Raw genomic sequence first — 24,252 nt, 5'->3', positions numbered from 1 at the left:
CATCTAGATACTGTATTGTCGGAAAACCTTCTTGGGCTTATAACAGCTTATTCAAAGGATCTAAACCCGCAAGTTGTAGACATAAAATCCTTTGATTTTTTAATACTTTAAGTTTAACTCTGTATCTAAATGTAAATCAAGGGATTTATATTTGTTGTTTTTTTGTTGTTGTAAAATACAAGAAATAATCCCGCGAGTTGTTGAAAAAAAACTAAATACAACTACTGTTTGTATATACAGTACCAGCTAGAGCAGATTATGGCTTCTATATTTTTAGAATCAATCCGTGACTTTATGATAACGCGTCGTTATGCAAAGCGTACTATAGACACTTATCAATATTGGATAAAATTTTACATTTTATACCATGGTAAAAAACATCCGGCGCAATTGGCAGAGTCGGAGGTTGAGCAATTCTTATCTTATTTAAGCAATCAGCGTAATGTTGCAATGAAAACTCAGGCAACGGCTTTAAATGCTTTGGTATTTTTATACCGTCATATTATTAGTCGACCGTTATCACTTGAAATGAATTTTAATAAATCACTCGTGTCACCTAAATTACCTATAGTACTGACCCGTGAAGAAATACAGCGTTTATTATTGGCAATGGCTCCAAAGTATAAACTTATCGCTCAGATACTTTACGGTAGTGGTCTACGTTTAATGGAAGCTGTAAGGCTACGGGTAAAAGATGTCGATTATGACTATGTCTCATTAATGATTTGGCAGGGCAAAGGCAATAAAAACCGCAGAGTAACATTAGCACTCGAACTACTGCCGTTGTTGCGCAGCCAAAGTCACTTGGTAAATGACTACTGGCATCGAGACAAACAAGCAACAGACTGTGCAGGTGTCTGGCTTGCGAATGCATTAGCTAGAAAATACCCAGCGGCTCCTTATGAAATGAGCTGGCAATATTTGTTTCCTTCTGCCCAGTTAAGCATGGACCCAGAAAGTAAAAAGCTGCGTCGCCACCATATTGATGAAACAACGGTTCGTAAAGCAATTAAACAGGCAGCAAAGCTGGCAAAAATTCAAAAAAATGTTACCTGCCATACACTACGGCACTCGTTCGCTACCCACTTACTTGAATCTGGTGCAGATATACGCACTGTGCAAGAACAACTCGGCCATAGCGATGTTCGCACTACGCAAATATATACGCATGTTTTACAACAAGGCGCGAACGGGGTAATTAGCCCACTAAGTAAAATATTATAAAGTTTGAATTTAAAAGACTTTTATCTAATCTAATAAGCTTTAAAAATGCGCTATAACTTGGGGGAATGCAATAAAAGCACTTTTACCAAAAGGGGCTAACGTATGTTGGCCCCTTTTGTGTGTGTTTTATTTACAGTGTGTTATTTAGTAACAACAAACCGTAACCAGCGAGTTGCTCGCCATTGAGGTCGTGTTGCCAGTTTGGCGTTAAATCATCGCGTTTGATGCTGCTGACGCTTTGCGGGTTAGCGGTTAAGTTAAGCACAAACATACTTTTACTGCCGTTTAACTCGCGGGTTATTTCAACTAGGCCATTGCTATGCTGTGTTAATTCATAACTGCCTTTAATGCCCAGCTCTGGGCGCTGTTTTTTTAGTGCGATTAAGTGCTGATATAAACGCCACAGTGAATTAGATTGTGCTTGTTGCGTTTTTACATTGCGATCAGCAGCATTAATTTGCTGTGCTAAATATTCAGGCCACCACTGGGTGTAGTTATTACCAAACAGTTCAGCCTGCTCAACCCAACTTGTTTGAGCTTGAGTAAAGCCAGCTTGATTGCTGTTATCCCACTGCATTGGCGCGCGTTTATACACATCGTGACCTGTGCCACCTTGTGTTAAGCCAATTTCTTCACCGTAATAAATATACGGCGTGCCAGGAGAGCTAAATAACATGGCGGCGGCAAGTTTTGCTTTATCGTCGTGTTCAGCAAGTTGATAAGCCACTCGTTCTTGGTCGTGATTAGTTAAAAACGGTGCAAAAAAATCAAGCGGTGCAATTGAATCAATACGCTGTTGTAAATTTTGTTTGAGCACATTGGCATCAACTTTACTGACTTGTTGATTAGATTGCATGGTGCCAAATTGCGCTTCACCACTGGCATCGGGTTTTAATAAGCCCAATATTTTATAGCCTACTTCAAAATCAAAGCCTTGATCGAGGCCTTTACCTTCGCCAAAGTATTTTGCCGCAACGGGAATGTCAGCCCATGCTTCACCTACTAAGTACGCGTCTGGATCAACGCTTTTTACGTATTGGTTAAAATGCTGCCAATATGCAATGGTTTCGTCGGTATCGGCTTGCGCATCTGCGCCACCTTCCATTGCAAAACGTACTGCGTCTAATCTAAACCCTGCAACACCTTTATCAAGCCAAAACTTAGCCATTTTTTCCATTTCGGCAACAACATCAGGGTGGCGTAAATTCAAATCAGGTTGGCTTGCTCCAAACGCACCATAGTAATACTGCTGGCGTGTTTCATTCCAATGCCATACGGCATCGGGTTGGTCGTTATTACTCCAAGCATGTCCCCAGCCTCTTCCGGTTTTTGGCATATCGTCGCGCCAAATAAAGTAATCTGCATAAGGGGCTTGTTGTTTTGCTGAACGCTGAAACCATTCATGGTTACTTGATATATGGTTTATAACTAAATCAAGTATGACTTTCATGCCTTTGTCGTCAGCAGCTTTTATAAAGGCTTCAAACTCGGCCATGCTGCCGTAGTCGTTTTCTACTTGATAAAATTCAGTAAAATCATAGCCATGATAAGAAGGTGCTTCAAACATCGGGGTTAACCACAATGCGTTAACGCCAAGCTCTTGTAGATACGGGAGCTTTTGGGTCATACCATTAAAATCACCATGGCCATCAGCATCGCTGTCGTAAAAACTGCGGGGCCAAATTTGGTAAAAAATGGCGCTTTCCCACCAAGGGCTTGCTTGTTGTTCAGTGTTTAGTGGCGATGTTTCGGTGTTATTAGTGATGTTATTTAATGATGGTGCGCTTTCGCAGCCTGTTAGCATGATTGCTAATGCTAATGCGCTCAAGGTAAATGTTTTCATTTCAGCCTCGTTATTATTGTAACAAATAACATAGCCGTATTTTACTACGGCTATGTTAATTAGTTTGCGGTTATTTTAGTGCTTTAGTTACCACCGGGTAATGATCCCATACCTGCTTGTCGCTTAGTGATCGCACTAGCTTAACGTATTCCGCATGTGTCCACGCCAGTGGTGTGGCCGAGTTTGTACCCTCGCCTAACGTGTAACCCGCTTTATTAATGCCTACACCATCCCATACTTGTTCAGGTAGCATCATCCCTTGGTTAGCAAATTGCTCTAGCCCTTTTACATAGCTATTTTTAATAGCCTGCTGTTTTGTTGCATCTAAACTATTATTGGCATTTGCGGCGGCAATTTCGTAATGACCTCGTTCACCGGTAAAAAATGGCCAAACTCGCCCACGTTGCCCTGAGCTGTTTTTTCCACCTTGCGCATAATTAGCGCCAGTTACTTCGTCTTCACCGTATCCGTCGTTACCATAGCGGCGGTAGCCTGCAAAAGTGCCGCTGCCGTCAGTAAACTCAAAGCTGTATTTAACTTGTAGGTTATCTGTTAGGGTTTCGTCATCATATTCTGGCAGTGTTTTTACTATGCTAGGCGATAGTGCATCGCGTACGCCATAGCGAACGAGTTCTAAAAAGCCACCATCAAGTATTTGCTTTTTATTAAAGCCTTCACGGCCATTATTAGCGTTAATTTTAGTATTTGAATTGGCGTCTTTGTCTTGGCCAATGCGAATGAAATATTCACCATCAGAAGCGCTCGACTCTAAATTACCAGCTGTTGTAAACATTAATTTTTCAATATCATTGTTATAACGCTTAGCTGTATTTAGGTAACGTGTTGCATTGGCTTCATCACCTGCTAGTTTAGCGATATCGGCTGCAGTAATTAAACCAGTAACAACACCGGCGGTGGTTGATGGCGAATACCCTTCTTGCTCTTCCCAGCGTTCTTGCTGAGTGGCTGGCGGCGTTATTTGTGTATCGTTCCATAGAATGTTTGCACGACCACCCTCAACTAAAAAGTCTGCCGCAGGTTTTAACATACGGCTATACCAATCGCTCAGCTCTGCATCACTTAATACACCTGCCTGATGGAGTTTCCAAGCAAGCATGAGTGGCATTGCTGTTTGGTCAAGCTGTACACCTACCCATTCTAGTTCACCATCAACATGTGTTTTTTGTAAAAACCACCCTGTATCGCCTTTATTGCCTGGGGTTTTGCTGTTTACTTGAACTTTTTCAAGGTATTCGAATGCGGTTTTAGCGGTCGCATTATCGCCCATGGCCATAAACGCCATGGCAACTTGATAAAAGTCGCGCACCCATACCGCTTTGTAACCAGTAGAGCCTGTTTTAGCCGATACGGTTTCGCCCCATGGGTTAGATAGTGAGGCAATAAGCGCACCTGCATGAGTTTTATCTTCTTGCGCTTTAAGTACCATGGCACTGGTGTAAAGTAACTTGCCGTTATCTACGGTTTGTTCGATCATGTTATTTAGCGGTGCAAGGCTTTGTAGGTAGTCTTGCCAACCAAGCGCTTCGCCTTTACCGTTGTAATTATCAAGCACCGCTTGGTAACCTTTGGCTAACGTAGCTTGGCCTTGTTTAAAACTGATTTGTTCGCTATTACCAAAGCTTAGGGTTAAATCGAACTGGCTGTTTTCACCAATTTCACCCAGCTCTGCAAGTAGGCTAACATTACCCGATTGTTCACCGGTATTTTTATAAACCTGTGTAAGCTGCTGAGTTGTTTTAAGCTGGCTTAAACCATCGCTTACACCTGTAAAACCAACACTCGTTTGTTTAAATGGCTGCGCACCTTGTAATGAAAGGTAGCTGTTGTCTTGCCATGCCAGCAGCCCTTGTTCTGTAGTTTTAGCAAAATCATCAAGGCCGTTATTATCAACATACGGGTTAACGCTTACGTAGGCCTTAACGCCTTCAAGCTGGGTATTAAAAATACTGCGTACAAATAAGCTTTGCCCATCAGGATCGGTAAATATGTGTTTTTCGAGGCTAAAGCGGCCTTGTTTATCTTTGCTTACTACTTTGTAAGCTAATGATAACGGGCGGCCTTTATCGTCTTTGTATAAGTAGTCAATGGTAACGTCTAAGTCATCAGCTTCGGTAACTGTAAAATCCTTTCCTACTACCACAAATTGCATGTCTTTAATTTGCGCTTGATGAATAAGCCCAAACATCGTTTCGGTGATCATCCCTTTGGCAATTGAAAACCATACTTTTGAAACCGCTCCTGTGGGGGCCTCATCACTGTAATGGCCATTTTGATATTGCTCAAAAGATGTGCCAATACCAGTTTTACCTGCATAAGCCCAAAATGGCTCTGCCCCAGGGGCACCTGGTGACGATACCTGCATTACAGCGCTGTTTGATGGCTCTTGCTGCGCGCCACAAGCTGTTAAACCAAGCATTAATAAACTGGTGGTAATTGTATTTAATTTTTTCATTTTAAAGCCTTAATTAATTTCAGTTTACTCGTTACGTTACTGAGTGTGCTTAACACGCAATACCGCAACCGCTGCAAGTACAAACGACACAGCGCCCAGTACTAATGCGTAAATAGGTTGGTTTTCAAAAAAGTGGCGTAATATTAACCCCAGCACACTGGCGGCTAATAATTGTGGGATCACAATGAAAAAGTTGAAAATACCCATGTAAACACCCATTTTATGACTCGGTACCGAAGTACTTAACATTGCATAAGGCAGTGATAAAATAGACGCCCACGCAAAACCTACGCCTATCATTGGCCAAATAAGTAAACTGGGATCTTTTATAAACATAAAGCTCGCTAGGCCCAACGCACCTAAAATAAGGTTAAGTGCATGTGCTACTTTTAATCCCACGCGTTTAACGATGATCGGGATACATAAAGCAGCAATCGCGGCAAAGCCGTTGTATGCAGCGAATAATATACCCACCCAATCTGCACCGTTGTTGTACGCTAACGAGCTGGTGTCGGTACTACCGTAATGAAAGCTAGTAACCGCTGAGGTGCTATAAATCCACATAGCAAATAACGCAAACCAACTAAAAAATTGTACCCATGCCAATTGCTTCATCGCCTCAGGCATAGTAAATACATCATTCACTACATTATAAAAACCGCCGCTAGTGTGCTGTTTAGCTTTTAATGCCGCTGCAATAAATTGAATAACACCAAAACTAACTAACCCAGCAGCCAGCAAGTAAAGTTCTTTTTCCAGATCCAGCCCTAATACTGTGGCTAAAACAAGCAAACCTAAGCCGCTAAAAATAACGCCGCCTTTGGTAAAATTAACGCTATTAGTAATATTGGTTTGTGTTGTTTGTGATTCTTGTTGATTAAATTGTGCGAGCTGCTCAGGTGAGTACTCTTTTGTGGTGACAATAGTCCAGCCAACTGCAATAAATAAAATAACCCCACCAAAGTAAAACGAATACTTTACAGAGTCAGGAATTTGACCAATCGGTGCGGTATTAGCAATATCAAACCAGTTGGTCATCATCCAAGGCAGTGCTGATGCAACCACCGCTCCCACACCTATAAAAAAGCTTTGCATGGCATAGCCTGTGGCGCGCTGCTTGTTTGGCAAGTTGTCGCCTACTAATGCACGAAACGGTTCCATGGTAACGTTAATTGAGGCATCCATAATCCACAGCATACCCGCAGCAATCCAAAGCGTGGAAGAATTTGGCATAATAAAAAGCGATAACGTGGTTAATATAGCGCCGTATAAAAAGAAAGGACGACGGCGGCCTAATTTGCCCCAAGTTTTATCACTCCAATAACCAATAATTGGTTGCACAATTAAGCCCGTGAGCGGCGCTGCAACCCATAAAATAGGAATATCGTCGACATTAGCGCCGAGTGTTTGAAATATACGGCTTACGTTACCGTTTTGCAGTGCAAAGCCAAATTGAATGCCTAAAAAGCCGAAGCACATGTTCCATATTTGCCAAAAGCTTAAGGTTGGTTTGTTGTTATAATTCATGATCAGCCTTATTTGTTAAAACGGCACTGCTGAGTGCATCAAGGGTCAGCGTAAAGGTTGTACTTTGTTTCTCATCGCTCACCAAAATACTGCTATGCGACTCTAGTAGGTCGTATAGCGTTGAGTTTGGTTTGAGCATAGTTGCTTGATTCGGCGTGAGCGTAATAGTGACTGTTTGTGATTGCTGGCTAAAGTTGCTCAGCACCCATAATGATTGCTGGCCTAAGGTGCGTACAAAACCCACCACTCTATCACTGCCTGTTACCATCAAGGGTGCCATATCACCGGCAACAACAGCAGGTAAGCCATTAAGTTCCATAATTGCGATATAGTATTGACGTAACTGTGCTTGCTCAGGAGTTAAATTTGCGCCATCAAACTTGCCATTATTCATCCATGCTTGGTGCGCTGGTACGCCAATGTAATCAAAAATACTGGTGCGTGTAGGCGAACCAAAGCCTGCGTTTTCAGATCCATCTTCACCTACGTCTTGGCCAAAATAAAGCAAGGTTGGCGAACGACTAATTAAGTTAGAAACCACCATAGCCGGTTTACCCCATGCAGCGTCGCCAGCAAAGTCAGGACTTGCGATACGTTGTTCGTCATGGTTTTCTAAAAAGTGCAGCATGTGCTGTTCAATATCTGCCACTTCAGCTTGTGCTTTAAATAACGTGTTAGCGGGTTGCTTACCTTGCATAATCCCTTTTAGGGTGTCGTAAAAACCGACCTTGTCATACAAGTAGTCCATTTTACCTTGGTGAATATAGGTGCGGTACATCAATGGGTTATATACTTCGGCGAGTAAAAACGCATCGGGTTTATGTGTTTTTATTGATGAATTTAAAAAGCTCCAAAATTCAACGGGTACCATTTCAGCCATATCATAGCGAAAGCCATCAACCCCTTTATCTAGCCAATAAAGGGCAATATTTCTAAATTTATACCAACTATTTGGCAGTTCTTTATCTTGCCAAAATTCATAATGTGCACGGTAATCTTGGTTTTCAAGCGATTTAGGTAAAGTTGGAAAGTCTAGGCTGCCATCGGGTTTAACACCGTAGTTAACTTTTACCGTTTCGTACCAGTCGTTTATATCAGGCTTTGGAGCACGTGCACCATTGCCAGTCCATTTTGCTGGGATTTCACTAAATTGACCATCGGCTAAAGGGTGTTTGTTGCCACCTAACACTTGGTAACTGTCGCTTGTTGGTACTTTAAATGATTCACCCGGTACATAGTAAAAATTATTATTTTTAGCATATGCCTTACTGGTATCATCGTCCTCACCAAAGTCTTTCACGCCGTTAGGCTTTGCTATTGAGTGATAATCTCGTGCTACATGATTAGGAACAATATCAATAATTACTTTCATGTCATGCTCGTGAGTACGCTCAATTAGCGCGCTGAACTCTTCGAGTCTATTGGTAACATTAATTGCCAAATCAGGGTTTACATCGTAATAATCTTTTATTGCGTAAGGCGAGCCTGCACGCCCTTTTACCACATCAGGATCGTCTTGTTTTATACCGTACTCAGTGTAATCACCCACCAAGGCATGATGCAAAACGCCGGTGTACCACACATGCGTGGTACCTAGCTCTTTAATGCCTTTTAATGCCGCGTCGTTAAAATCAGCAAACTTACCAACTCCATTTTGCTCTTTGGTTCCCCATGGCACATTAGCGGTTTGGGTGTTTCCAAATAAACGAGTAAATACTTGATATACCACTGGCTTAACTGGGTCTGTTTGCTTAACTAACAAATCTGTTTTTGTTTCTTTGTCATCACTGCAACCGTGCACCAGCAATGCGCTACATATAAGCAACGGCGTGTAAAATCTTTTTTTCATTGTGTGTGTCATTTTTATTTCAGTGTTGTTATAGGTTTATACTAAAGCTAAGTAAGGCTTGGTTACAGTTGCTGCATACGTATTCACAGCCATATTCAGTGACAATTAACCCGCAACTAAAGCACCATGTCACGTCACTTAGTTTGTTTTTAACTTAGCTAAAAACTCTTTATGAGTAGGTAGTTTATCTACCGTTGAATTTATTAGGGTTTTTAAAGTTACGAATAAATCCGTTAGTTGTTCACTGCTTAATGAATCAACAATACTGTTATAGTCATCTGGTATTAGGCCTTGACCTATAAATACTTGCTGCCAAGCTACTTCTGCAAATAACTCGTCGTTTTCGCGCACTACTTTGCCCGTATGTTTAAATAAATCCATTTTATGCGCTAACGATTGAGGAATTTCCATTTGCTTACATTGACGCCAAAATGGGGTGTCTTCTCGCTCAGTTAATTTATAGTGCAAAATAATGAAGTCACGAATATGCTCGATTTCACTGATGCTTTGCTTATTAAATTCAGTTACTAACGCATCACTAACCCCATTATGAGGAAACAACTTAATTAAACGTGTAACCGCACTTTGTATTAAGTGAATACTAGTAGACTCTAAGGGCTCTAAAAATCCACTAGAGAGCCCTACTGCGACTACATTTTTATGCCACTGCTTTAAACGTCGACCTGTTTTAAATTTAATTAAACGCGGGCTTGTTGTTGGCTCACCCGGTAAGTTATTTAATAAAAGCGCGGTTGCTGACTCATCCGATAAATAACGGCTGCAATACACTAAGCCATTACCTGTTCGATTTTGTAGCGGAATTTGCCACTGCCAACCTGCGTCATGTGCTATGGAGCGCGTATAGGGCTTTAATTCGTTGCTGCCTGTTGATTGCACTGCAACAGCCCTATCGCATGGTAAATAATATGACCAATCAACAAACCCCGTATTGAGAGTTTGCTCAATTAAAAGTGCGCGCTGGCCAGTACAATCTATAAATAAATCGCCTTGGATTTGGCTATTATCGTCAAGTGTTAAGTTGGTGATATTACCTGTGTCTGGGCATTGCTCAACGTGTTCTATTTTTGCATCAATGTGTTTAACGCCGCGTGATAATGCAAGATTTTTTAAATATTCAGCATATAAAGTGGCGTCAAAATGAAAAGCATAACTAAGTCCTGGTAATTGAGTATTAGGAATAGTATTTAGTAGCGTAAATTTGTGCTGTTTAGCGGCTTGATAGTTAAGAGAAAAATCCCATAAAGAATCCTCGCTGCCATTAATGTGTCCTTTTACCCAAAAATTATAAAAGTCACAAAAGGGAAAATCTTTACCAAACGAGCCAAATGCATGCATGTAGCTATGCCCTGGTGTTTTCCAATTTTCAAACTCTATACCCAGTTTGATAGACGCATTAGTAGCATTTATAAAATCTTGCTCATTAATACCGAGCGCATTATTAAGCCTAATAATAGGAGGAATAGTGGCCTCTCCCACACCTATAGTACCAATGCTACTTGATTCAATAAGGGTAATATTAATTACTTTACCTAACACTTTATTAAGTAGTGCTGCGGTTATCCAACCGGCTGTTCCACCGCCTGCAATGACGACATGTTTTATTGGCTTCATATTATTGCTCACTTTTTTAAATCAGAATTTAAAAAGTTTGATAAAACTTAGGTAAAGTAGTTATAAAAAAGCCCTTGTAAAACTAATTACAAGGGCTTCTTAATACAAAACTTATTATAGCTTGTAGCTTACACCGAGTAAGTATGTGCGGCCATAGTCTTGGTAGTCACGCACTTGCAGTGCATTATCGCCTTGCAATGATGTAAACGCTTCTTCGGTAATGTTTTGAATTTGGAACGTCATTGATAAGTTCTCAAAACCAGCAATACCAGAATCAGCAAAGTCATAGCCTACTTGCGCATCCCAAATAGTCTCGCCAAGTATATCAACTTGTTGTGTTGCAAAACCTGAACCGTAGATATCACCTTTAAAGTCACTACGCTTACGCATGCTGGTACGTGCTTGGAAACCATTGCGTTCGAAGTACACAGTTAAGCTATCAATTTTATCTGACAAACCTGGTAGCTCGTAATCGTTTCCGTTTTGATCTTGCAAGTCTTGCTCAACGCTTGTGTGGCTGGCAATTAAACCAAAACCTTCTAACGATTCATGTAATACACTGAAAGGGAATGATAATGAAAGCTCATAACCCCATAAACTTCCGTCGCCACCATTCACTTTACTTGAACGGGTAGCCGTATTTCTATCCGCAGGTGGAACTTCGCCTGTTGCAGGGTCTTCTTTGCCTGTTACATCAACATCGTAACGCTCATCAAAAATCCATTGGTCAATGTCTTTATAAAATAACGCTGCTGAGAAGTAACCTTCTGCATCAAAGTAGTTTTCGTATGTTAAATCAAAGCCTGTTGCTTCTTTTGGTTCAAGCTCTGCATTACCACCAGAAATAGACCAGTAGTTACCATTTTCGTCTGGCTTTTCGCTGTTATAACTTGTTTCAATCGATGCATGCATTTCATCAAGGCGAGCACGAGAAATTGTTTTAGCCGCACCAAAACGAATTGTTTGCTCTTGGTCGATTGCAAAAGATAAGTTTAAGCTTGGTAATACATTTGAATAGTCATGGCTAATATCAGTAGGTGATGCAACAACTAAACCATTAATATTTGATGCTTCAAAGCCTTGTGATGACTGCTCAGTGCGTACATAACGTATACCTACATTACCTGTTACAGGTATGCCACCAATCTCAGCGTTAATATCTGCTTGAATAAATGCAGCGGTAACTTCTTCTTGAACTGTCCACGAACGGGTTAAGTGTTTTTGATCCGTTAAGCTTTCTTGCAGTAGATCGTAATAACCATCATTTACTAGGCCGTTAGTGTCATAAGCAATCATATCCCCCATGCCAATAAAGTCTAAACTTGCCGAACCTAAACGGTATTGCTCTGATACTGATACCATGCCTGGATTATCTAAAGAAAAATCTTTTAAAGTCATGAAGTAGCCTTCAGACTGTTTTACTTTCTCACGGTCGCGGTAAGATAAACCAAAGTTAATACGGCTAAAGTATTCGTTTTCAAGTACTTTACTGGCCGCTAACTTAAGCGTTGAAAGCTCATCGCTAATTTCTGGGGCATTAATAAAGCCATCTTGTGCGGTATTTTGATAAGCCGTATCATTTAAGCCGTACTTATTATTTAGCGCAGCACTGCCACCCCATGATAACGGGCCACCTAACTGAATTAAGTCGTAGTCGCTGTAATCAAGCTCATGAGTAAATTGTGCCCCCGTATTTCCACCATCAAATGCATACCCTATGTTATCAGCGATACCATTTGAATCACCACGGCCAGTACCTGAATAACTCTCAATACTCCAAATAGTACGATCTACTTTTGAGCGGCTGGCATCAAATTCAACTGACCAATCATCGTTAATATCATATTTAGCGTTAAAACCAAATTGTGATAGTTCTGCTTTTCGCTCTTCATAGTCGTTTCGAACAACAACTCGCTGACCTTGCGTTACTGCACTGGTAATAAAGCCAGACTGCTCATCTACAGTAACACTATTTGGGTCGATGCTACCTTGACCCCAGGCGAATGGTACTTCAATTCCACGTAAGATTTTTTCGTCGTTGAAATCTACATATAATGCATCAAACGTCATGTTTAAACGGTCATTTGGTGCAGCTTCTACAACAAGCATCGCTGAATCACGTTCAAGTGTTGATGAGCGTACGAAAGGTTTAGCGCCGCCTAAAATAGGATTATATGGCCCCACAGTAGTGTCATCTTTAAGTTTATTTTCTGAGATACTGTAATCAGGGTAGCCCCATGAATTCCAACGTTTTTCTTGGTTTGGAGAACTCATTGTGTTGTAAGCAAATGCTACACCTATAGTGTCATCTGCAAACTGGTCTATGTATGAAACGGTGCCACGAAAGCCTTTGTCATCGCCATCCGGGTTTAGTTTATCAAAGCTAGTTTGCTCATACTGACCATTAAACATGATCACTTGTTCACCTTTACTTAAAGGCTTTACCGTTTGCATGTCGATTACACCGGCAATGCCTTCAGCTTCAATGCTAGCACTTGGCGTTTTATATACAGTAACACCGCTCATTATTTCTGATGGGTAAAGGTCAAACTCAACACCACGGTTGTCACCAATAGAAACTTGCTCACGGCCATTAAAGGTGGTTGCGCTTTCGTTTTCGCTAAAACCACGAACACTAACGCGGCTAGCACGACCATCAAGACGCTGGGCTGTTAAACCTGGTAAACGCGCGATTGACTCTGCAATTGATGAGTCAGGAAGTTTACCAATGTCTTCTGCAGAAATTGACTCAACAACCTGTGTTGAAAAGCGCTTAGTATTAATTGATTCAACAACACTACCGCGAAAACCTTTTACTTCGATGATTTCTACATCATCATTTTTTATTGTTTCTTCTTGTGCCGCAGTGGTGGCAAAGCTAGATAGTCCGGCAGCAGTTAATGCTAGCGTTAGTATACTTGGTTTGAACATAGCCATAATGTTTTCCCGTTACCCATAATGTGATACCCGCTTACTTGCTTAAGTGATAGTTAAACATGCGAGCTTATTTTGTTGTCAGGATGAATATTAACGCTCGTATTATTTTATTAACAACTTTATGCATACGTATTCAAAATAGCACCACCCGTCAAAAGTTAACATTAAATTCACAACCCAATATATAACTAGCTGTTTTACATTGGGTTATTTTGGTGCAAACGCAATTTATAAGTTTAGTGATAGCCTGTATTTATTTTTTTATAAAATAAACCATTCATAAAACGATAATAAAGTGAAACAAGATAATTTTATTTTTAAAATTATTATTAAAAACACTCTCCATTCAAATGCAATTGGTAAGACCAATATCAAAAAACACCAACTCAGTGCAAACCTTTGTTTTTGCGCACACATATGGCGCAAACAATAAATTAACAACTCAATATTAAAATTGGTAAAGTAAAATAAGAATAATCCACGACTCAAATCGATTGCCTGAACGATTATTTCATCCAGTTTTAATACCTTAAAATCGGTGCATACGTATGCAGGATTTTTACAGTATGACAGGCTTCAAGTATGCTTTTTCAAATAAACGGGGATTATTACCTCTAAAAAAAGAACAACACAAAGACAGTGTGAAAACGGAGAAAAGCATGGCCCAAAAGCAATGGTATAAAGGTGCGGTTATTTATCAGGTTTATCCGCGTAGCTTTCAAGATAGCAACAACGATGGCATTGGTGATTTAAAAGGGATAATAAATCGTATTGATTACATTAAAAGCTTAGGGGTGGATGCTATTTGGATCTCACCTTTCTTTAAATCGCCGATGAAAGATTTTGGTTATGATATTAGCGACTATCGTGATATTGACCCGCTTTTTGGTAATTTAGATGATTTTGATGAGTTAATTGCACAAGCACATCAACGCGACATTAAAATTATTATTGACCAAGTGCTAAGCCACACCTCAGATCAACACCAATGGTTTATTGATAGTCGTGAAGACTTAACCAACGATAAAGCTGACTGGTATGTATGGGCCGATGCTAAAGAGGACGGGACAGCACCTAATAATTGGTTGTCTATTTTTGGTGGTGGTGCATGGCAATGGGAGCCGCGTCGTGGACAATACTACTTACATAACTTTTTCACTGAACAACCGGATCTTAACTTTCATAACCCCGATGTTCGCCAAGCCGTACTCGATAATGTTGAGTTTTGGCTTAAAAAGGGCGTGGATGGCTTTAGGTTAGACGCCATTAACTTTTGCTATCATGACGCTTTGCTTCGTGATAACCCAGCAAAACCAAAAGAAAAGCGTCAAGGCCGTGGCTTTAGCGAAGATAACCCGTATGCATTTCAGTATCATTACTACAATAATACGCAGCCTGAAAACATAGAGTTTATGCGTGATATTCGCACTTTACTTAACAAATACCCTGGTACCGTATCACTGGGTGAAATTTCATCTGAAGATTCATTAGCCACAATGGCAGAATACACCCAAGGCGGTGATAAATTGCACATGGGTTATAGCTTTGAGCTACTAACGGATGATTACTCTAGCGAGTATATACGAAACACCGTTACTACACTTGAACAACGCATGACTGAAGGCTGGCCTTGTTGGGCATTTAGTAACCATGACGTAGAGCGCGTTGCAAGCCGTTGGAGCGAAACAGGAAAGGTAAACCCAGCGCAATGTAAAATGTTGACTGCCCTGCTTGCCTCTCTTCGTGGCAGCGTGTGTATGTATCAAGGTGAAGAACTCGGACTCGGTGAAGCCAGCGTCGCCTTTGAGGATTTGCAAGACCCCTACGGCATTACGTTTTGGCCAAACTTTAAAGGTCGCGATGGCTGTCGTACCCCAATGCCTTGGGAAAACCTCGATAACTCGCAAAGCAATGCACACAATGCGGGCTTTAGTGAGGTAAAACCGTGGTTACCTGTTGATCAACAACATAGGCTACAAGCAGTTGCTGAACAAGAAAGTGATTCAAACTCAATATTAAATGCGTACCGTGAATTTATGGCCTGGCGTAAAAACCAGCCGGTATTACTTGAAGGTGATATTGAGTTTTTACAAACTGCCGAGCCAATTTTGGCGTTTTACCGCACATTAAACGAAGAAAAGATGTTGTGTGTATTTAATTTAATCGGGGCAAAAGCAGAGCTTGATATTGATGTAAGTGTTGAAAAAGAACATAGCGCGCTTTCTCATCACAACGCACAGCTTAACAATGCAACACTGACTGTTGAACCTTTTGGCTGCTATTACGCCCGCTGCAGTTAATAGTTAGCATTTATACGTAAAAAAAACCCGAGCATTGCTCGGGTTTTTTATAGCAAATTTTTAGTGGTTAACTGTTTTACTATTTAAATAATCGGTAAAAGCAAATAGTACACCTGATACCACAAAGGTAACGTGTATCAGCACTTTCCAGAGTAATTCATCATTAGAATGAGACGCAGAACTTATAAACACCTTAAGTAGCTCAACGGCTGAAATGGCTACTATTGCACTGATCAATTTCATTTTCAAACCCGAAAAGCCCACTTTTCCCATCCATGCAGGGCGGTCTTCATGATTTTCAATATTAAGCTTAGAGACAAAATTTTCGTAGCCACTAAATATAATAATCAACAGCAAACCTGCTAACAAAGCAGTATCAACTAACGTTAATATACCAACTAATAACTCCTGATTACTGGCAGTAAACGTCGCGATACCCATCAAATATAGCTGTTTAAAAAACTTTATAAGTAGTAAAACCACTGCAAATAATAGGCCTACAAAAAACGGGGCGAGTAACCAGCGTCCTTTAAATATAAACGACTCAAGCGCGTGCTCTACTTTATGAACAGGTTGTATTTTTTTATTTGTATTATTTGTGTGTGGCTCTGACATAAGGGCACCTAAAAATTAAAACGCGACATTAGCTTAAATTTAACTGTAACACAATAACTTAAACCCAGAGACAGGTACGCAATACGCTTATCCTGACGATAAAAATATTTCGTTTTCCTTTGTGTGAATTGTGATTAAAAATCGACTTACCAACAGAGATGTTCTGCCTTGGTTACACTTGTCTTATGCAGACATTATTTGAATGCATAATTCGATTGTTACTCCATTTTTAGGAATAAGAAAATGAATAAAGCATTACTCGCGTTAATCGTTGCACCTTTTTTCGTTTTTTCAGCTGCTAATGCTGTTGCAAACGATGCTACAGACGCTTCAGCCGAAACGATTCAAGAATTCACAGAAATGTGCGTTAGTTGGGCTAAAGAAGACGACGTAAGCAATGAAGAGCTTTATAACTACGTTTTAAAGTGTGTGAATGATGAACTAACATCTGAAGGCTATAACAAAGTCACTGCTGTTAAAATTTAATGAATAATTGAGCGGATCAAACCTAAATTGGTTACATTTTTAATCCTGAAAGAAAAAATCAGATTAAAAACGCCATTGCGATAGGTTTAATCTTGCAAAAAAAAACCGGAACTGTCACAGGCTGTGCGTTCCGGTTTTTTTTATTATTAAAGCGGTGAATAATTAATTATTCGCCGTCTTTTTTAGCTTTTGGTTTTGCTTTACTTTTAGCGGGGGCTTTTTTCGCGGCGGCTTTCTTTTTAGGCGCAGCTTTTTTCTTCGCCTCTTCTACCCATTTACCACCCTCGTAATGAGCCGTCCAACCTGTTGCTTTACCGTCAACCTCAGTCATCACATATTGAGATTTGTTTTTACGACTGTAACGCACAACAGCAAGGTTGCCATCAGGATCTTTGGCTGGTGCATCAGCTAGGTAGTAAAACTTAGGCGAAATACGATCTCTAAAGCGTTGTAACTCTTCTACTTTAGGAGCGCGTGTTTCTCGTGATTTAGGGAACGTATTTGCTGCTAAGAAAATACCGGCCGCGCCATCACGTAATACAAAGTAGGCTTCAGACTTTTCACATTCTAATTCAGGAATATGAACTGGATCTTCTTTTGGTGGCGCAGCTTCGCCATTTTTTAACAACTTGCGTGTGTTTTTACATTCATCGTTGTTACAACCAAAATACTTACCAAATCGACCTGATTTTAACTCCATATCAGCGCCACATTTATCACACTCGATAATAGGGCCGTCGTAGCCTTTAATTTTAAAGGTACCCTCTTCAACAACATGCCCCTGACATGCTGGGTTATTACCACACACATGCAGTTTACGGGTTTCGTCGATAAGGTATGAATCCATCGCTGTTTCACAAATTGGACAGCGCTTCATTTGCATTAATGTTTCTGTTTCAACGTCTTCAACATCAGCTGCAACCGCTTCATCACCCGACACTAAATTCATAGTGGTAGTACAGCGCTCTTTAGGTGGCAGGTTATAACCTGTACAGCCTAAGAATACGCCTGTTGAAGCAGTACGAATGCCCATTTTTCTGCCACAGGTTGGACAGTCAATATCGGTTTCTACCATTTGATTAAGACGCATGCCGCCTTCATCTGGTTCGCCTTTAGCAATGTTTAACTGGGTTGAGAAATCAGCATAAAATTTATCGAGAACTTGCGTCCAAACACGCTCGCCTTCGGCGATATCATCTAAACGACCTTCCATTTTAGCGGTAAAATCGAAGTTCATTAAATCAGTAAAGTTTTCAACTAGGCGATCGGTAACAATTTCACCCATTTTTTCAGCGAAAAAGCGACGATTTTCTACTCGAACATAGCCACGATCTTGAATAGTCGAAATGATAGACGCGTAAGTTGAAGGACGGCCAATACCACGTTTTTCAAGTTCTTTAACTAAGCTCGCTTCACTAAAACGTGCTGGCGGCTTGGTAAAATGCTGCTTAGGATCAAGCTCAACTAAGGTGAGAACTTCACCTTGCTTAACAGCAGGAAGCGATTGATCTTCTTCGTTCTTTTTACGCACTGCTGGCTGTACTTTAGTCCAACCATCGAAGCGAAGCACACGGCCTTTTGCCTTTAATGTGAAATCATTGGCGGCAACGGTTAATGTGGTTAAGTCGTATTCAGCAGGCACCATTTGACAAGCCACGAACTGACGCCAAATAAGCTCATAAAGCTTTTTCGCATCGGCATCAACACCTTCAACATGTCCTGAAAGTACCGATACGCTAGAAGGACGAATTGCTTCATGCGCTTCTTGTGCATTGCCTTTTGAACTGTAGTTAATTGGATCTGCTGGTAAATATTTTGCACCAAACTCATTGGTTACATACTCACGACACATCTCAACCGCATCTTTTGATAGATTAGTTGAGTCGGTTCGCATATAGGTAATATAACCGCCTTCATATAGACGCTGCGCAAGCATCATGGTCTTTTTAACGCCATAACCGAGTCGAGTGCTGGCTGCTTGTTGCATGGTTGAAGTAATAAATGGCGCACTTGGGCGACTCTTACTTGGTTTTTCTTCAACGCTTACAACTTTATATTCGGCATTCTCAAGGCTTTTAACTGCTGCTGTAGCTTGTGCTTCATTTACAGGCTTAAATGGCTTGTCTGCTTGTTTAGTGACTTCTAAACGTAAGTCAGACTCGCTATTTTTAACATCTGCATGAATATCCCAGAACTCTTCAGGAATAAACGCTTTAATTTCACGTTCGCGCTCTACTAATAACCGCACTGCAACAGATTGAACTCGTCCTGCCGATAAACCTCGTGCAACTTTAGCCCACAATAAAGGCGAAACCATAAAACCTACAACACGGTCTAGGAAACGACGAGTCTGCTGTGCATAAACCATATCGGTGTTCAATTCACCCGGAGTTTCAAACGCTTGTTGAATTGCATTTTTAGTGATTTCGTTAAACACAACGCGCTTATACTTTTCAGGCTCACCGCCTATCAGCTCTTGAAGGTGCCAAGCAATTGCTTCCCCTTCTCTATCCAAATCCGTTGCGAGATAGATTTGATCAGCATTTTGGGCAAGCTTTTGTAATTCTTGAACAACCTTTTCTTTACCCGGCAATACTTCGTAATGTGGTTCCCACCCTTTTTCAGGATCGATGCCCATGCGCGCGACTAAGTTAGAATAGTCACGTTGCTGTTTATACGCTGCTTTCTCATCAGGTGGCATTTTACGAACCTCAGCAGGTGTTTTGCTTGCTGGTACTTTGTTTTTGCCCGATCCTGATGTAGGTAAATCTCGTACGTGTCCAATACTGGACTTAACGATAAAATCATTACCTAAGTATTTATTAATTGTTTTAGCCTTAGCAGGTGACTCTACAATTACTAGCGATTTGCCCATAGTTGCCTATTTCTAACCTAGTTTTTTAAATGTGTTTAGCCGACTCATGCGGCGCGAATATTTATAGGTATATCTACAAACACTAGTTCTTACAAGCTTTTAATACAAACTTTTCAGTATTTACTGAATAAACAAACAATTTCTGTTGTTAATTTAAACAAACCAGCGTTTTTTGAATAATTGATGTGGAATATATAGAATAGAAACAAAAATGCCAACCTTATTGGTTGGCATTTTTTAGACTTCACATATTCTAAACCTTAGGTTCGTCTAAAATCGACATTACGGTATATTGAGTTTTCACACCACCGGGCGTTTCAAATTCAATGTATAAGAACCCAGAATCAACCTCATTTGGCTCTGACTCTTTAGTAATGTTAACGGAAACTGAGATTGGCGTTTTTTGTGCAGTATTAACCACGGTGTAATCTGTTAACCCTCTTAATACACCATTATCGGCCGTTACAGTAACAGTAGTACCTGCCGGCATTGGGTTGTTGTGAATATCACTAAAGAAAATGGTTACTGAAATCGCGCTGTAAGGTGTTGAGTTGCTAATATCAATAAGGTTTATGTCGCACATACCTGCCATATCAGAAGCTTCTAAGCGAATACCATCACTTAAACTACAGTCATTTAAAGCCGTCACAGCTCTAATATAAGGTGTACTACCTGACATAACTAACTCTGAGCGAGCACGCACATTAACAGTTTCACGTGTACACGCATTTGCAGCTAAAGCTTCATCGCTACACAACAAGCCGTTATAAATTCCATCACCACTGTCATACTGACCATTATTTAATGGCCCTGAGCGTTCCACGTACCATTCATCCTCACCACCATTAGAATCCACAGGGTTTGTTGGTGCTGGTAAATTCCCATCAAACACACCATTTTCGTTAAAATCTATAAAGGCTTCAGGCAAATCTTGTAAAGTTGAGTCAAACTCGTTCTGATTAAATTCACCGTTGGCAGATACATCATTAAACGACTCTTCACCCACAGAATAAGCAAGCAAACTAACACGCCCACCAAGTGGATAATCAATTGGCGCGTTATTAGGCGCATCAGTTAATGTTATTGGATCGCCATTGCTATCTAAATAATTAATTAAATTGCCATTTGCGTCCAGTTCTGACTCTCTAATACCTAAAGAACAAGGAGCAGCTTGACCAAAATAGCGGTCACACTTATCAGCAACAGAATTATTATAAATGCTGTAATGGTATGGGACAGGGTTTTGGCTGCGCCACTGAGCGTTACACACACCGTCTGTGGTGCGACAAAGTAATAAAGGTGTAAATTGTTGACCATCAATAGTGCCAACTGCACCACCTTCACTGGCAATATAAACTGCCGTGTTATCAGGAACAAAATTATTAAAATGATCAGCTGCAAATACAGTTAAATCTGTAGTCACTCCGGCTTCATTTAATGACTCGGTATTAAACGTTTGCACTGCAAGCGTAAAACTGTCTTGATCAGGTACACCTGTAGTAATAGTAATGTCATTAGACACAATAGAGATCACACTATTCTGTGAAGTATCTCCACTATCAATTTGGTGAGAAGCAATAACAGATAAAACACCAGCAGCTCTTCCCGAACGGACATTTACAGTCACTAATCCTTCGTTATTAGTAAACTGAAATGCACTATCTAGCAACACGCCACCTGGGTTTTGTGAAAGTGAAAAATCAATTTGCTTTTGACCCACTGGATTTCCATTCACATCTAAGAGCTTAAAGGTAAGCTCTGAGTTTTCAGTCAAGGTCTGACCACCCGCTCCTTTAATAGCTAATACTTGATTGGTCACGCCCATAAAGGCAATTGAGCCAGTTTGAGCCGCAGCAACATTTATGTTTATAGTTTTTGTTGCTACATTGCCACCAGTCACCACAGTCGCTGTTATCGTATCTATACCATTACAGCCATCAGCTTTATAGGTTGCGTTTGCCGTCCCACCAATACTAGTTACTACATTATCGATAGTGGCTTTAGGAGTAGACTCCTCTGCACAAGCAGAAGTAAATTGCACTTCCAGCGGTGTGGTAAATAGGTTATTACTACCGTCTAGAATTTCAGCTGTAATAATAGTGGTAGAGCCTGCTGACAATACATCAGTAGCTGCAATACCGGCACTTAAATTGACATTTACCTGAACAGCATTAATTTCAAATAAAGCACTTCCTACACCGCCTTCAGCTGTTAACTCAACTTGACCTACACCTGAACTGCTGCCAGGCAATAAGTTTAAAATAGCAACACCAAACGCATCTGTTTTCGCCGTTAAGCTTTCAGGTAATAAAATACCTAGCGTGGTTGTCGCTTGAACCAATACATTACTTGCTGGCGTATTGCTTCCAGGTTTTGTGATTTTTGCGTACACAATGGCTTGTTGCCCAAGCAAATTACTATTTTGAGAACAGTCTGATGGATTAAGTTCAATAGAATCTCTGTCAATATTTAACCAGCTATCAGGACAGTTTTGTAAAATCTTGATATCAATATTTGCAACAGAGTCGTTAGATTGTGGCTCATCACCCGCAGTGTAGAAGCCAAGCTTACTTGTGGCATCTTCATAACTGGCAACGATAGTTCCTGCTCCTTCAACGCTGCCGGCGCTAAGTTCAATCGTTGCTATACCACTCGAATCTGTTAATGCGCTTGCTGTAGCTGGTATGAAAGAGCCAAGTGTTGTGGTAAAACTTACCTCTTGACGAACAACTGGCTCTCCATCACTGCCAGTTACCGTTGCAACTACCTCTAACGGATTGTCAGCTGTAACAATACGATCTTCGAAGTTAAGCTCAACTTGAATAGCTTGTTCGACAACGTCACCACCGGTGCCTCCAGTATCACCGCCAACGGTTCCACTTTCTTTCTCAAGTGAGCCCCCACCGCCACAAGCGATGAGTAATGAGCTGAGCAATATAATGCTGAGCAAACGGTTTAAAGGCATAGGTTTCTCCATTGGACAGTTACTAAGTTAAACTTATTTACTTAATGTTAACCTATAACTTAGTCTAAAATCTCAGATTTTTACTCTTTTTTGCGATAAAAATTTTTAAAAAGTTGACGTTTTTTCTGTAAAAAAAATTACATGCTGTTAGTCTATGCCAAATTTATAAAAAATAGATTGGAAATATGTCTAAAATCCGTTCAATGAGTTTAACTACTCGCATCATGATTGGTATGGTGCTTGGTGTTGCAGTAGGCTTTATATTTCAGGCTATATTAGCTGGTGAAGACGATTACCTAATCCCTCTTGGGTTATTCTCTTTGCCAATTAAAGCTTTTTTTGTTGATGGCCTATTTCATGTAGGTGGGCAAATATTTATAGCTAGTTTAAAAATGCTAGTTGTTCCCTTGGTATTTGTATCCCTTGTGTGTGGTACTTGTAGTTTAAGCGATCCTAAAAAATTGGGCCGTTTAGGTGGAAAGTCGATTGGTTTATATCTGGTGACCACAGCAATTGCTATTACAGTGGCAATTACACTAGCGCTACTATTTAACCCAGGTGAAGGTATTGGTTTACCCTCTCAAGCAAGCTACGACGCAAAAGAAGCGCCTACTTTAGCTCGTGTTATCATTGATATGTTCCCTACCAACCCATTTGAAGCAATGGCAAAAGGAAACATGCTACAAGTTATTGTGTTTGCTTTATTATTTGGTATCGCAATGGCACTTAGCGGTAAAGCAGGTAAACGTGTAGCAACAGTATTTGAAGACTTAAATACTGTTATCTTAAAACTAGTTACTTTGTTAATGAATATTGCCCCTTACGGCGTATTCTTCTTAATGGCTAAGTTATTTACTACTATCGAGCTTAACTTAATTGTAAGCTTAGCTAAGTACTTTGGCGTCGTTGTTTTAGCCCTGTTATTGCATGCATTCGTAAACTACACCCTACTGCTAAAAATACTTACAGGACTAAACCCGCTCACTTTCTTAGCTAAAATGAAGCACACCTGTTTATTTGCTTTTAGCACCTCAAGTTCAAGCGCAACTATGCCTATCACACTTGAAACTGCGACTAAGAAGCTCGGTGCTAATAACTCAGTGGCCTCATTTACTATTCCATTAGGCGCAACCATTAATATGGATGGCACTGCAATTATGCAAGGTGTCGCTACGGTATTTATTGCTCAAGTATTTAGTGTTGATTTAACTATTTCTGATTACTTAATGGTGATATTAACAGCAACGCTTGCCTCGGTTGGCACAGCAGGTGTTCCTGGCGTTGGCTTGATAATGCTGGCTATGGTATTAAACCAAGTAGGCCTACCTGTTGAAGGCATAGCAATTATAATAGGTGTTGATAGACTACTTGATATGACCCGCACCGCAGTAAATGTAACCGGTGACTGTATGGTAACTTGTGTTGTCGCTAAAAGTGAGGGTGAACTAGATGAAAATATCTTTAACGACCCAAATGCAGCTAAAGATTTAGAAGACTATCACAAGTCAATTGACTAACAGCTTCTA

13 protein-coding genes are annotated in these 24,252 nt (G+C 40.5%); 4 read left to right on the top strand and 9 right to left on the bottom strand.

Annotation, left to right across the window (positions count from 1 at the left end; all coding sequences use genetic code 11):
* The first annotated feature begins 258 nt into the window (after positions 1-258).
* Positions 259-1,224, top strand: a complete 966-nt coding sequence (locus tag B1F84_RS06680) for an integron integrase (RefSeq protein ID WP_131690947.1) — start codon at positions 259-261, stop codon at positions 1,222-1,224.
* Positions 1,225-1,354: 130 nt separating this feature from the next.
* Here the strand turns inward: B1F84_RS06680 and B1F84_RS06675 are convergent, their stop codons facing one another.
* The 6 genes from B1F84_RS06675 to B1F84_RS06650 all read right to left on the bottom strand — a co-directional run bounded on the left by B1F84_RS06675 (position 1,355) and on the right by B1F84_RS06650 (position 13,485).
* Positions 1,355-3,067 (bottom strand): alpha-amylase family glycosyl hydrolase, encoded by a 1,713-nt coding sequence (locus tag B1F84_RS06675; protein WP_131690946.1) that lies wholly within the window; start codon positions 3,065-3,067, stop codon positions 1,355-1,357.
* A 70-nt stretch (positions 3,068-3,137) separates the two neighbouring features.
* Positions 3,138-5,540, bottom strand: a complete 2,403-nt coding sequence (locus B1F84_RS06670; RefSeq protein WP_131690945.1) for a glycoside hydrolase family 15 protein — start codon at positions 5,538-5,540, stop codon at positions 3,138-3,140.
* A gap of 36 nt (positions 5,541-5,576) precedes the next feature.
* The gene (locus B1F84_RS06665) at positions 5,577-7,067 is read right to left on the bottom strand and encodes an MFS transporter (RefSeq protein ID WP_131690944.1); all 1,491 of its coding nucleotides are present in this window, start codon (positions 7,065-7,067) and stop codon (positions 5,577-5,579) included.
* Positions 7,057-8,916, bottom strand: a complete 1,860-nt coding sequence (locus B1F84_RS06660) for an alpha-amylase family protein (RefSeq protein WP_131690943.1) — start codon at positions 8,914-8,916, stop codon at positions 7,057-7,059. Before B1F84_RS06660 ends, B1F84_RS06665 begins: the two co-directional genes overlap by 11 nt.
* 138 nt (positions 8,917-9,054) lie before the next feature.
* Positions 9,055-10,548 carry a tryptophan halogenase family protein gene (locus B1F84_RS06655; RefSeq protein ID WP_131690942.1) on the bottom strand — a complete coding sequence of 498 codons (1,494 nt, stop codon included), beginning with the start codon at positions 10,546-10,548 and terminating at the stop codon, positions 9,055-9,057.
* 114 nt (positions 10,549-10,662) lie between these two features.
* Complete coding sequence (locus B1F84_RS06650; RefSeq protein ID WP_131690941.1) at positions 10,663-13,485, bottom strand: TonB-dependent receptor; 2,823 nt, start codon at positions 13,483-13,485, stop codon at positions 10,663-10,665.
* Between the two features lie 659 nt (positions 13,486-14,144).
* Here B1F84_RS06650 and B1F84_RS06645 point away from each other — a divergent pair.
* Positions 14,145-15,785 (top strand): alpha-glucosidase family protein, encoded by a 1,641-nt coding sequence (locus B1F84_RS06645; RefSeq protein WP_131690940.1) that lies wholly within the window; start codon positions 14,145-14,147, stop codon positions 15,783-15,785.
* Positions 15,786-15,845: 60 nt separating this feature from the next.
* Here the strand turns inward: B1F84_RS06645 and B1F84_RS06640 are convergent, their stop codons facing one another.
* Positions 15,846-16,400: a TIGR00645 family protein gene (locus B1F84_RS06640; protein WP_076920121.1), complete on the bottom strand. Its 555-nt coding sequence runs from the start codon at positions 16,398-16,400 to the stop codon at positions 15,846-15,848.
* Positions 16,401-16,643: 243 nt separating this feature from the next.
* Here B1F84_RS06640 and B1F84_RS06635 point away from each other — a divergent pair, with 243 nt between their 5' ends.
* Positions 16,644-16,886 (top strand): hypothetical protein, encoded by a 243-nt coding sequence (locus B1F84_RS06635; protein WP_076920120.1) that lies wholly within the window; start codon positions 16,644-16,646, stop codon positions 16,884-16,886.
* A 166-nt stretch (positions 16,887-17,052) separates the two neighbouring features.
* Here the strand turns inward: B1F84_RS06635 and topA are convergent, their stop codons facing one another.
* Positions 17,053-19,761 carry a type I DNA topoisomerase gene (topA, locus tag B1F84_RS06630; protein WP_131690939.1) on the bottom strand — a complete coding sequence of 903 codons (2,709 nt, stop codon included), beginning with the start codon at positions 19,759-19,761 and terminating at the stop codon, positions 17,053-17,055.
* Positions 19,762-20,014: 253 nt separating this feature from the next.
* Positions 20,015-22,726, bottom strand: a complete 2,712-nt coding sequence (locus B1F84_RS06625; RefSeq protein WP_131690938.1) for an Ig-like domain-containing protein — start codon at positions 22,724-22,726, stop codon at positions 20,015-20,017.
* Between the two features lie 185 nt (positions 22,727-22,911).
* On the opposite strand from B1F84_RS06625, the gene B1F84_RS06620 reads away from it, so the two are divergent.
* Positions 22,912-24,243 (top strand): dicarboxylate/amino acid:cation symporter, encoded by a 1,332-nt coding sequence (locus tag B1F84_RS06620; protein ID WP_131690937.1) that lies wholly within the window; start codon positions 22,912-22,914, stop codon positions 24,241-24,243.
* Positions 24,244-24,252 lie beyond the last annotated feature (9 nt).

Source organism: Pseudoalteromonas sp. DL-6, from assembly GCF_004328665.1.
Classification (GTDB): domain Bacteria; phylum Pseudomonadota; class Gammaproteobacteria; order Enterobacterales; family Alteromonadaceae; genus Pseudoalteromonas.
The sequence above is the reverse complement of the archived record's forward strand: the minus strand, read 5'-3'. Positions and strand labels throughout refer to the sequence as shown.

Bases quoted from the DNA above. Each gene is read 5' to 3' on its own strand.
- topA (WP_131690939.1), bottom strand. From the start codon at position 19,761: ATGGGCAAATCGCTAGTAATTGTAGAGTCACCTGCTAAGGCTAAAACA.
- B1F84_RS06650 (WP_131690941.1), bottom strand. From the start codon at position 13,485: ATGGCTATGTTCAAACCAAGTATACTAACGCTAGCATTAACTGCTGCC.
- B1F84_RS06675 (WP_131690946.1), bottom strand. From the start codon at position 3,067: ATGAAAACATTTACCTTGAGCGCATTAGCATTAGCAATCATGCTAACA.
- B1F84_RS06625 (WP_131690938.1), bottom strand. From the start codon at position 22,726: ATGCCTTTAAACCGTTTGCTCAGCATTATATTGCTCAGCTCATTACTC.
- B1F84_RS06635 (WP_076920120.1), top strand. From the start codon at position 16,644: ATGAATAAAGCATTACTCGCGTTAATCGTTGCACCTTTTTTCGTTTTT.
- B1F84_RS06670 (WP_131690945.1), bottom strand. From the start codon at position 5,540: ATGAAAAAATTAAATACAATTACCACCAGTTTATTAATGCTTGGTTTA.
- B1F84_RS06640 (WP_076920121.1), bottom strand. From the start codon at position 16,400: ATGTCAGAGCCACACACAAATAATACAAATAAAAAAATACAACCTGTT.
- B1F84_RS06620 (WP_131690937.1), top strand. From the start codon at position 22,912: ATGTCTAAAATCCGTTCAATGAGTTTAACTACTCGCATCATGATTGGT.
- B1F84_RS06645 (WP_131690940.1), top strand. From the start codon at position 14,145: ATGGCCCAAAAGCAATGGTATAAAGGTGCGGTTATTTATCAGGTTTAT.
- B1F84_RS06660 (WP_131690943.1), bottom strand. From the start codon at position 8,916: ATGAAAAAAAGATTTTACACGCCGTTGCTTATATGTAGCGCATTGCTG.
- B1F84_RS06655 (WP_131690942.1), bottom strand. From the start codon at position 10,548: ATGAAGCCAATAAAACATGTCGTCATTGCAGGCGGTGGAACAGCCGGT.
- B1F84_RS06680 (WP_131690947.1), top strand. From the start codon at position 259: ATGGCTTCTATATTTTTAGAATCAATCCGTGACTTTATGATAACGCGT.
- B1F84_RS06665 (WP_131690944.1), bottom strand. From the start codon at position 7,067: ATGAATTATAACAACAAACCAACCTTAAGCTTTTGGCAAATATGGAAC.